The 751-nt window shown below is 75.1% G+C and carries 1 protein-coding gene; it reads left to right on the top strand.

Features of this window, described 5'->3' with window-relative positions; all coding sequences use genetic code 11:
- A partial coding sequence (locus tag CA984_RS44235) for a cobalamin B12-binding domain-containing protein (RefSeq protein WP_165781660.1) occupies window positions 1–639 on the top strand: 639 nt, incomplete at its 5' end.
- Between the last annotated feature and the right edge of the window lie 112 nt (window positions 640–751).

Raw genomic sequence — 751 nt, 5'->3', positions numbered from 1 at the left:
CTCCCGCCTGCCCCTCCCGAGGCGCGTACGGAGATCCCGACCCCGGCGATGCTGGCGCGGGCGGCGGTCGCGCTGGACAGCCAGGCCGTGGCCGACTGGATCGGCGCGGCGCTGGCCAGGCACGGGGTCATGTGGACCTGGGAAAATCTGGTGCGCCCGGTTTTCGAGACGATCTGCCGGCGTCAGGCCGAGACCGGTGCGAGCGTCGAGGTCGAGCACCTGTTCTCCGACCGGGTGCTCGCCGCCCTGGCCCGGCTCGTCGAGCGCCCGGCCCGTCCGGTCAACGAGCGGCCGGTGCTGCTGGCCTGCGCCGAGGACGAGCAGCACAGCCTGCCGATCTACGCCCTCGCCGCCGCGCTGACCGTCGACCACCATGTGGAGACGCGGGTGCTCGGCGCGCGGACCCCCTATCCGGCCCTGGCCGACGCGATGCGCCGACTCGGCCCCGCGGTGGTCTTCGTCTGGTCCCAGCTCCCCGCGACCGGTGACCCCGCGCCGCTGGCCTCGCTGCCCCTGCTGCGCCCGGCGAGCCGCGTCATCGCCGGCGGCGGAGGGTGGTGGGATGGGCTCCCGTCGTCGGTTCCGCACGTCACCTCGTTCCGTGATGCCCTCACCCGGATCAGCGCCGCGCTGCACTGACCCCTCCGCCTCACAGCCGCACCGCCGGATCCCGTGGGCACACCAACAACCCCACCTCGCCTCCGCACCGCGTCCCCGTCCCCGCCGGCCGCCCGCACCTGATCCCGCGGAC

Source organism: Streptosporangium minutum (assembly GCF_002149035.1).
Lineage (GTDB): Bacteria > Actinomycetota > Actinomycetes > Streptosporangiales > Streptosporangiaceae > Streptosporangium > Streptosporangium minutum.
The sequence above is the reverse complement of the archived record's forward strand: the minus strand, read 5'-3'. Positions and strand labels throughout refer to the sequence as shown.